Here is an 896-nt window from a genome sequence, read left to right as displayed (position 1 = left end):
GGGCAATGTGCTGCCCATGACCGCGGTGGTGGGACAGCTCTACATCGATTCGCCCACGCGCGTGTGCAATGCCTACCTGCTCAGCGACCAGGAGCGGCTGGGGCATTGGCTGGTGGCTGTGGCGGTGCTGCTGGCTGTGGCTTGGTTGGCGCAGGTGGCATGGCGTGTGGCGGACGACAGCGCTGCGGCCGAGCCCGCGGCCGCCGGGCCGCCTGCACCGCCTGCCGCCTGAAGCCGGCGAGCGTGCCACGCCGCGCCATCGCGCGCTGTGCGCTACATAAAACATAGCTAATGGCGCTTGACTGGCAAGCGCCAGAGGCATTTTTCGCTTGAAATTCAGCCGGCTGCGGGCACGCTGGCCTGCATGGCACAGATGGCGGCCATGAAATCTATCGAGAAAGCCAGGGCACGCCACCGGGAGAAGCGCAATGCCTGCCGTGGCGCTGCCGCCGTGGGGTGGTGCAGATTCAGCGCGGCGCGTGCGCCCGGCGCCGCGCGTCGCCTGGGCGTCAGGCCACGCTGCGCAGGCGCTGCGTTGCAGCGGCCGGGTGCATGCGGCCAAACAGGTCCTTGGGGTCGCCGCCGGCAGGCACGAGCGCGATGTCGCGGCCCACGCCGCGCTCGTGCGCGAGCCGGTGCAGCACCTGCAGGGCCGAGAAATCCTCCAGCGCAAAGCCGACCGAGTCGAACACCGTCACCTCGCTCGGGCCGCTGCGCCCCGGCGCCTGGCCCGTGAGCACGCGCCACAGCTCGGTCACCGGGTGGTCTGCCGCGAGCTGCTGGATCTCGCCCTCGGTGCGCGTCTGCGGTTCGTACTCGACAAAGATGCGCGCGCCGCGCAGCACGTCGGCGTGCAGCTCGGTCTTGCCGGGGCAGTCGCCGCCGACGGCGTTGAG

At 70.8% G+C, this 896-nt stretch carries 2 pseudogenes; one reads left to right on the top strand and one right to left on the bottom strand.

Features of this window, described 5'->3' with window-relative positions:
- Positions 1–232 (top strand): annotated as a pseudogene (locus tag B2J89_RS21185) (hypothetical protein); the annotation flags it as partial.
- Between the two features lie 277 nt (positions 233–509).
- On the opposite strand, the pseudogene B2J89_RS21180 reads toward B2J89_RS21185, so the two are convergent.
- A pseudogene (locus B2J89_RS21180) lies at positions 510–896 on the bottom strand (ornithine cyclodeaminase); the annotation flags it as partial.

The sequence above is a fragment of the Acidovorax sp. SRB_24 genome (assembly GCF_012931925.1).
Note: the sequence above shows the minus strand (reverse complement) of the source record. Positions and strands in the feature narration are given on the sequence as shown.